This window comes from Bacteroidales bacterium, assembly GCA_014860575.1.
Classification (GTDB): domain Bacteria; phylum Bacteroidota; class Bacteroidia; order Bacteroidales; family JAAYJT01; genus JAAYJT01.
The window spans coordinates 56,029-63,555 of the sequence record JACZJK010000037.1 but is presented as its reverse complement, the minus strand read 5'-3'; the positions used below and the strand labels follow the sequence as shown (position 1 = coordinate 63,555).

8 protein-coding genes are annotated in these 7,527 nt (G+C 43.2%); 5 read left to right on the top strand and 3 right to left on the bottom strand.

All coding sequences use genetic code 11. From position 1 onward, the window contains the following. Positions 1-765: TIGR00159 family protein (locus IH597_10450; protein MBE0662875.1), on the top strand; the 765-nt coding region annotated here is incomplete at its 5' end. On the opposite strand, the gene IH597_10445 is transcribed toward IH597_10450, so the two are convergent. Genes IH597_10445 through ruvX form a run of 3 tightly spaced genes read right to left on the bottom strand, consistent with a single transcriptional unit; the run spans position 760 to position 2,321 of the window. Next, the gene (locus IH597_10445) at positions 760-1,296 is read right to left on the bottom strand and encodes a hypothetical protein (protein MBE0662874.1); all 537 of its coding nucleotides are present in this window, start codon (positions 1,294-1,296) and stop codon (positions 760-762) included. The two genes, IH597_10450 and IH597_10445, sit on opposite strands and share 6 nt — an antisense overlap. Positions 1,297-1,307: 11 nt before the next feature. Next, on the bottom strand, positions 1,308-1,880 hold the full coding sequence (locus tag IH597_10440) for a peptide deformylase (GenBank protein ID MBE0662873.1): 573 nt from the start codon (positions 1,878-1,880) through the stop codon (positions 1,308-1,310). Positions 1,881-1,898: 18 nt separating this feature from the next. Further along, entirely contained in the window at positions 1,899-2,321 is a 423-nt protein-coding gene (ruvX, locus tag IH597_10435; GenBank protein MBE0662872.1) for a Holliday junction resolvase RuvX, read from the bottom strand. Between the two features lie 267 nt (positions 2,322-2,588). Between ruvX and IH597_10430 the strand changes: the two genes are divergently transcribed. The 4 genes from IH597_10430 (at position 2,589) to IH597_10415 (ending at position 7,526) form a co-directional block, all read left to right on the top strand. After that, entirely contained in the window at positions 2,589-3,404 is an 816-nt protein-coding gene (locus IH597_10430) for a 2,3,4,5-tetrahydropyridine-2,6-dicarboxylate N-succinyltransferase (protein MBE0662871.1), read from the top strand. Positions 3,405-3,646: 242 nt separating this feature from the next. After that, positions 3,647-4,633, top strand: coding sequence for a glycosyltransferase family 9 protein (locus tag IH597_10425; GenBank protein ID MBE0662870.1), 987 nt, complete (start codon positions 3,647-3,649; stop codon positions 4,631-4,633). A gap of 117 nt (positions 4,634-4,750) precedes the next feature. Beyond that, entirely contained in the window at positions 4,751-5,341 is a 591-nt protein-coding gene (locus tag IH597_10420) for a threonylcarbamoyl-AMP synthase (protein ID MBE0662869.1), read from the top strand. A gap of 139 nt (positions 5,342-5,480) precedes the next feature. Then, positions 5,481-7,526, top strand: a complete 2,046-nt coding sequence (locus IH597_10415; protein ID MBE0662868.1) for a 2-oxoisovalerate dehydrogenase — start codon at positions 5,481-5,483, stop codon at positions 7,524-7,526. Position 7,527 lies beyond the last annotated feature (1 nt).

The following is a 7,527-nucleotide window of genomic DNA, read 5'->3' as shown; positions in this document are numbered from 1 at the left end:
TTTCTTGATATAATTGACATTTTGCTTGTTGCATACCTGCTTTATGAGGTTTATAACCTTATAAAAGGTACAACGGCCATCAATATTTTTCTGGGTATCGTATCAATTTTCCTTTTATGGCGGCTGGTGCTTGTGCTGGAGATGGAACTGCTCAGCGAGATACTCGGAGCCTTCATTAGCGTTGGATTCATTGCACTGATTATTGTTTTCCAGCCCGAAATCCGGAAATTCCTTTTATTGATCGGAACACCAGCGTTTTTGAACAGAAAAAGAAAAAGATTTATTTTCTGGAAAATTAATGTTGAAAATGGTTCAGCACTTGATATTGATCCGATCGTGAAGGCTTATCATAAAATGGCGACTAGCCGCACCGGTGCGCTCATTGTTATTGCTCACACCAACGAACTGGAGGAGTATATTGAAAGTGGTGAAATGATTGACGCTCGCATTTCAGAATATTTGATCGAAAGCACCTTTTACCCAAATAGTCCCTTGCACGACGGAGCCATGATTATCATGAATAACAGAGTGGTAGCGGCAAGATGCATTCTACCTGTTTCGAAAAAGACCGAGCTGCCTGCATTTGTTGGCTTGCGGCACAGGGCAGCAGTGGGAATCACTGAACGTAGCGATGCCATTGCGGTAGTGGTTTCAGAACAAACGGGAAAAATTGCTTACTCAAAATCAGGCACATTGAAACTTGATCTCAGTGCTGCAGAACTAAAAGCAATTCTTGAAGAAGAATTTAATTCACCGGCATTATAAGCCTTCCTTAGCTTTGAGCTTTTCCTCAAATTCCTTTACCATTTCATCGGGTGATTTACCGAGATGTTGGATCAGGATTTCAGCATCATTGGCGAGTTCGTGATCCGGGTATAATTCAAGAAAGCGGCGATAGGAAAGTTCTGCCTGCTTAAGGTTCATAAGTTGGTTCTCGTAAATAAATGCAATAAGGAACAAGCTTTCCGGGTGCTTTTCATACGTTGTGTAATCGTTAAAAACCCGTGTATAAATTTCAATGGCCTTTTCAGGATAGCCTGTATTCATGCAAATATCAGCGGCGCGAAAAAGATATTCACCCGACTTTGTATCATCAGGGTTTGCATCCGCATATTTCTCATAAGCATCCACAAGCTCCGATGCTTTCACACGGTCAATCATTCCGGTCATGTTTGTAAAAAGCTCATCTTCTAATGTTTTGATCCTCTTAAGTTGTTTTTGCTCAGGAGTTTGGCAGGCCTGCAATAAGATGCCCAGCGCAAAAAGTACGATAGCAGATTGAAATAGTTTTCTCATTATAATGGGTTTTAGGCAGGTTTCTTTTTGAGCAGCGGGAAGGTCATCTTATATGAAACGTCAACATTTCCTTTTGAGATATCGTTGAGTTTGCGTTTCAAAAGCATGCGTTTTAACGGATTGATGCGATCAACAAACAAAGTCCCTTCAAGGTGGTCGTATTCGTGTTGTATAATCCTGGCGGGCATACCATTATAAGTTTCTTCATGGAAGTTCCAGTCTTCATCGAAATATTGAATCTTCACAGTTCCTTTACGCGTAACATCTTCACGAAGATCGGGAAAGCTGAGACAGCCTTCGTTATACGTCCATTCTGCTCCGGACTCTTCAACGATGTTGGGGTTTATGAATACCTTTTTGAAATCAGCCAGTTCGGGTTTCTCATCGGCCAGCGGAGAAGCGTCAACAATAAAAACGCGAATGGATTTGTTCACCTGTGGCGCTGCAAGGCCAATGCCCGAAGATGCATACATTGTTTCGAACATGTTACCAATAAATTCTTCAAGATTCGGATAATCTTTGTCTATTTCAGCAGTCTCTTTTCTGAGTGATGGATGGCCGTAAGCTACAACCGGAAGTATCATTTGAATTCCTGTTTTAAATTAATGTTTCATGTTTTTCATTTCCAGCCACGACTGAAGTATGATTACCGCACTTACGCTGTCAATAAGGGCTTTGTTCTGGCGGTCTTTCTTTTTCAATCCTGCCTGTAAAATTGCCTGTGAAGCCATTTTTGATGTGAACCTTTCGTCCATGCGCTCCACCGGAATTGCGGGGAATTCCTTTTTCAACTGTTTGATGAAAGGTTCAATGTAAATAACGGATTCCGAAGGTTCATTGTTCATCTGTTTGGGTTCACCAACTACAAAGCAATCAACGTTTTCGCGAGTGGAATATTCTTTCAGAAAACCAATTGCCTGGTGCGAAGGAACGGTTTGCAAAGCGGTGGCAAACATCTGCAACTCATCAGTAGTTGCGATGCCCGTTCGCTTGCGACCGTAATCAATGGCAATGATCCTTCCCAATCCCTGTAGTGTTTAAGGGGGCAAAGTTAGGTATTTTAATTGTGATGCGGTGATGCTGTGTAGCTATGATGCAGTGTAACTGTATTGGAGTATGGAGTAATGGAGTAATTAATTTAAAATTCCAGATTTAAGATTTGTAATTCTGTATATGGCTGCTACTTTGAATTTGAAATTTTGGAATTTGGGCTTTGAACTTTTGATTTTGGATTTTGAGCTTTGGACTTTGTAAAAAGCTGTAATTTTGACCACTCACTATTGCGCTAACTCATGAACGACCTCAAACAAAAAATTGACGCTGCCTGGAAAAACAGGGAGTTATTGAAGGAAGTTGAAACGCAGAACGCTATCCGTGAAGTTGTAAGGCTTGTTGATGCTGGCGAACTTCGCGTAGCTGAACCCCAAGGCGGGAAATGGGTTGTGAACCAATGGGTGAAAATGGCTGTAGTTCTGTATTTCCCGATCAGCAAAATGGAAGTCATTGAAGTGGGGCCATTTGAATTCCATGACAAAATTCCACTGAAGAAAAATTACAAGGAATTAAACATCAGGGTTGTGCCGCATGCCATTGCACGACGTGGCGCTTACATTGCGCCGGGTGTGATTATGATGCCCTCCTATGTAAACATTGGTGCTTATGTGGATAGCGGAACCATGGTTGATACATGGGCAACCGTGGGTTCCTGCGCTCAGATTGGAAAAAATGTGCATTTGAGCGGTGGAGTTGGTATTGGCGGGGTGTTGGAACCGTTGCAGGCAAGTCCGGTAATCGTTGAAGACGGATGCTTTATTGGTTCGCGCAGTATTATTGTCGAAGGCGCCCACATAGGTAAGGAAGCAGTATTGGGCGCCAATGTAGTGCTCACACAATCCACACGCATTATTGATGTAACCACCGCAGAAGCTACCGAATACAAAGGTTATGTTCCACCTCGCTCGGTGGTCATTCCCGGTTCATACGAAAAGCAATATCCTGCCGGCAAATACCATGTTCCCTGCGCCCTTATCATTGGGCAGCGCAAAGCCTCGACAGACCTTAAAACTTCTTTGAATGACGCTTTGAGGGAGTTTGATGTGGCGGTTTGAGGCAAAGTGTGAGGGTTGTTACAATAGTGACGTGAGCATCATTATCATTAATGTCAAATTTCTGAGCCAATCCTGTAAATGATAAATATCCTCTAACTTTTTATACCAAGTGAGAAAATTTACAGGAATCTGGAATCTTGAATTTTGAATCTGGAATTATGATAATAATCCACAGGGATTAATTTAGTTTAGTGCATAAAGCTTACTTTTGCCCTCCACTAAAATGATATAAGTTCAGAAAGATTCTAATCATACAAACAGCTTCCATTGGCGATGTGATCCTTGCCACGCCTGTGATTGAGCAATTGCATCAGGAATATCCTGAAGCCAGCATTGATTTTTTACTTAAAAAGGGAATTGAAGGTGTTTTTAGTGGCCATCCTTTTCTAAATGAGGTGATCATCTGGGACAAAAGCCACAAGAAATACATCAACTACTATAAAATTCTCAGGAATGTCAGAGCCAGGAAGTATGATGCCGTTATCAACATTCAAAGGTTTTTTGCCTCGGGTTTGATCACCGCACTATCAGGAGCCAGGATTAAAGCAGGCTTTAACAAGAACCCGCTGGCATTCACGTTCACACACAAGGCAAAACACATCATCGGAACCCAGGAAAATCCAGTGCATGAGGTTGACAGGAACCTTGAATTGATCAGGGATTTTTGTGGTGAAGCAAACGCTAAAGTCAGATTATATACTACCGAAAAAGATAAGGCTGCAATTGCCGGATTGATCACAGAAAAGTTCATCTGCATTGCTCCTGCTTCGCTGTGGTTCACCAAACAATTTCCAGAAGAGAAATGGTTGGAGTTTATTACCGCTTTGAATCCCTTACTTAGAATTTACTTGCTCGGTAGCAAATCGGATGTTGCATTGTGCGAAAGTTTGGTTAAGAATTCAGGCAGGGAGGGAATTGTGAACCTTGCCGGCAAACTCACTTTCCTGCAATCCGCAGCATTGATGCAAAAGGCTACAATGAATTATGTAAACGATTCAGCGCCTATGCACCTGGCATCGGCAGTGAATGCACCTGTTGCAGCTATCTATTGCTCAACGGTTCCTGCTTTTGGGTTCGGACCGGTTTCAGAAAATTCATATATAATTGAAACGCCGGAAGCATTGCCCTGCCGCCCCTGCGGTCTGCATGGCAGGCCTTCCTGCCCTGAAAAACATTTTAAATGCGCTAAAACCATTAAAACGGATCAATTGTTGAGAGTATTGGAGTGAATGGTTACCGGGTATAGACCTCGAACCTTGAACTTTGAACTAGCTATAGAACAATACAACTTTTGAACTTTTGAACTTTGAACTTTGAACCAATAACCAGCAACCAGCATCCAACTCATGACCGCCACAACATTACCGGACAATTTCAACCAGGAGGTACAACGAACTATTGAAGTACTCCGTGCTGGCGGAACTATTTTGTATCCAACCGATACTATTTGGGGAATTGGCTGCGATGCCACCAACAGCCGCGCAGTGGAAAAAATTTACAAACTCAAGCAACGTGTTGAAAGCAAAAGCCTGATCATCCTGCTTGAAAGTATTGAGAAATTGCCTCTCTACATTGAAAAAGTGCCTGAAATAACCTTCGACTTGCTGAGTTCAATTGATACTCCCCTCACAATTATTTATTCAAACGCCAGGAACCTTGCAAAGAATGTTATCGCAGCCGACAAAACGATAGCTATCCGCATTGCGAAAGATCCATTCTGCCAGGAACTGATCAAATCATTCAAAAAACCGATTGTTTCAACCAGCGCCAATATTAGTAATGAACCCACTGCACTTACTTTCAATAAAATCTCCAAAGAAATTTCCACAAAGGTTGATTATGTTGTGAACCTCTACCAGGACAGGCTGAGCCAAACCAAACCATCAACAATAATCCGGCTTTTTGAAAGTGGAGAATATGAAGTGATAAGAAAGTAGGTGGAATTGACGATTTACGATTTTAGATAGCCGATTTGGACTATTGTCTCCCGGCTTTCGACCTTGAACAAATAACATCAATCAACGTTTAATCCATACCCAATATTCACCCTGAAAACCAATTAAAAATATTAATTACATGACTAATCTGCAATCATATAGCCTGCAAACTACTGATAAGGAAACTTTAAAGAAATGGTATTACCTGTTGGTGCTTGGCCGCAAACTTGACGACCGCGCCCCCAATTACCTGAAACAGGCGCTGGGCTGGTCGTACCACGCCCCTTATGCCGGACACGATGGAATTCAACTGGCTATAGGCCAGGTGTTTGACCGTAAAACCGATCATCTTTTCCCGTATTACCGCGATATGCTCACCGTGATTTCAGCCGGCTTAAATGCCGAAGAAATTATACTTAACGGCCTTTCAAAAAAGGATGACCTTGCCAGCGGTGGCCGGCATATGAGCAACCACTTCGCCAAACCTGAATGGAATATCCATAATGTAAGTTCTGCAACCGGCAATCACACGCTGCATGCAGTGGGCGTTGCCAGGGCAATGAAAAAGTATAATCACAAAGGCGTAGCCATTAGTTCCCAGGGCGAATCTTCAGTTTCTGAAGGATATGTATACGAAGCCATCAACGGAGCCAGTAATGAAAAGCTGCCGGTAATTTTTGTGTTCCAGGATAACAAATATGGGATTTCGGTTCCCAAAAGAGATCAGACCGCTAACTATCATGTGGCAGAAAACTTTTCCGGGTTCCGCAACCTGCGCATCATTTATTGTGATGGAAAAAGTATGTTTGATTCTATGAACGCCATGCAAGTAGCTAAGAAACATGCGATCGAAAAGCAGGAGGCTGTTATTGTTCATGCAAGCACAGTTAGGATTCACAGCCACTCAAACTCCGATCGCCATGAACTTTACCGTGATGAAAACGAACGGCATTGTGCAAAAATGTCCGATCCGCTTGACCGCCTGCGCACCGTTTTGATCCGTTCAAAGAAATTCAAGGAAGAAGAATTGCTAGCTATTGAGGAAGAGGCCCATAAAGAAATGATGGCCGCCCACAGGAAAGTGATCAAGGCGCCCGATCCTTCACCAGATTCAATTTTTGATTTTGTGATTCCGGAACCTTATGTAAGCGAAAAATATCCTGATGGTTTGCACGACGGCAAAAAGGGTGAAAAAATGAAGCTTATCAGCGCTCTCAATGAAACCCTAAAGGCTGAGTTCCGCCACAATCCGGATACTTATATTTGGGGTCAAGACATCGCCTACCGCGAAAAAGGCGGAATTTTTAATGTCAGCAAGGGCATGCAGCAGGAATTCGGCATCGAGAGGGTTTTCAATGCCCCGATAGCCGAAGATTTTATTGTGGGAACCGCCAACGGAATGAGCCGCTTCGATCCCAAAATCCGTGTTGTGATCGAAGGCGCTGAGTTTGCCGATTATTTCTGGCCTGCCATGGAGCAAGTAGTTGAAATGAGCCACGATTACTGGCGTAGCAACGGAGCATTTTCTCCAAATGTAACCATCAGACTTGCATCAGGCGGATATATTGGTGGCGGCTTGTATCATTCCCAAACCATTGAAGGTGCGTTATCCACTTTACCGGGATTGAGAATCGTGTATCCATCTTTTGCTGATGATGCCGCCGGTTTGTTGCGAACCTCCATGCGATCAGAAGGTCCCACTATCTTCCTCGAACCTAAAACTCTCTACAACGATCCACTGGCTGAAACAGTTGTGCCCGAGGATTTTGAAGTACCTTTTGGTGTGGCACGCGTCAGGCGCGAAGGTTCAGACCTCAGCATCATTACTTTCGGAAATACCACACACATGAGCTTGCAGGTTGCTGACAGAATTGAAAAAGAAATGGGCAAAAGCTTGGAAGTAGTTGATATCCGCTCATTGGTTCCGCTAGATAAAGAAAGTATCCTGAAATCGGTGAGGAAAACCGGAAAGGTGCTGGTGGTGCACGAAGACAAAGTTTTTGCCGGTTTCGGAGGTGAACTGGCTGCCATTATCGCAGCAGAAGCTTTTGAATATCTAGACGCACCGGTAAAACGAGTTGGATCAACCTTCACACCGGTTGGTTTCAACCGCATCCTCGAAAGAGCTATCTTGCCGAATGCTGAGAAAATCTATGCAGTCGCGAAGGAATTGTTAGAATATTAAA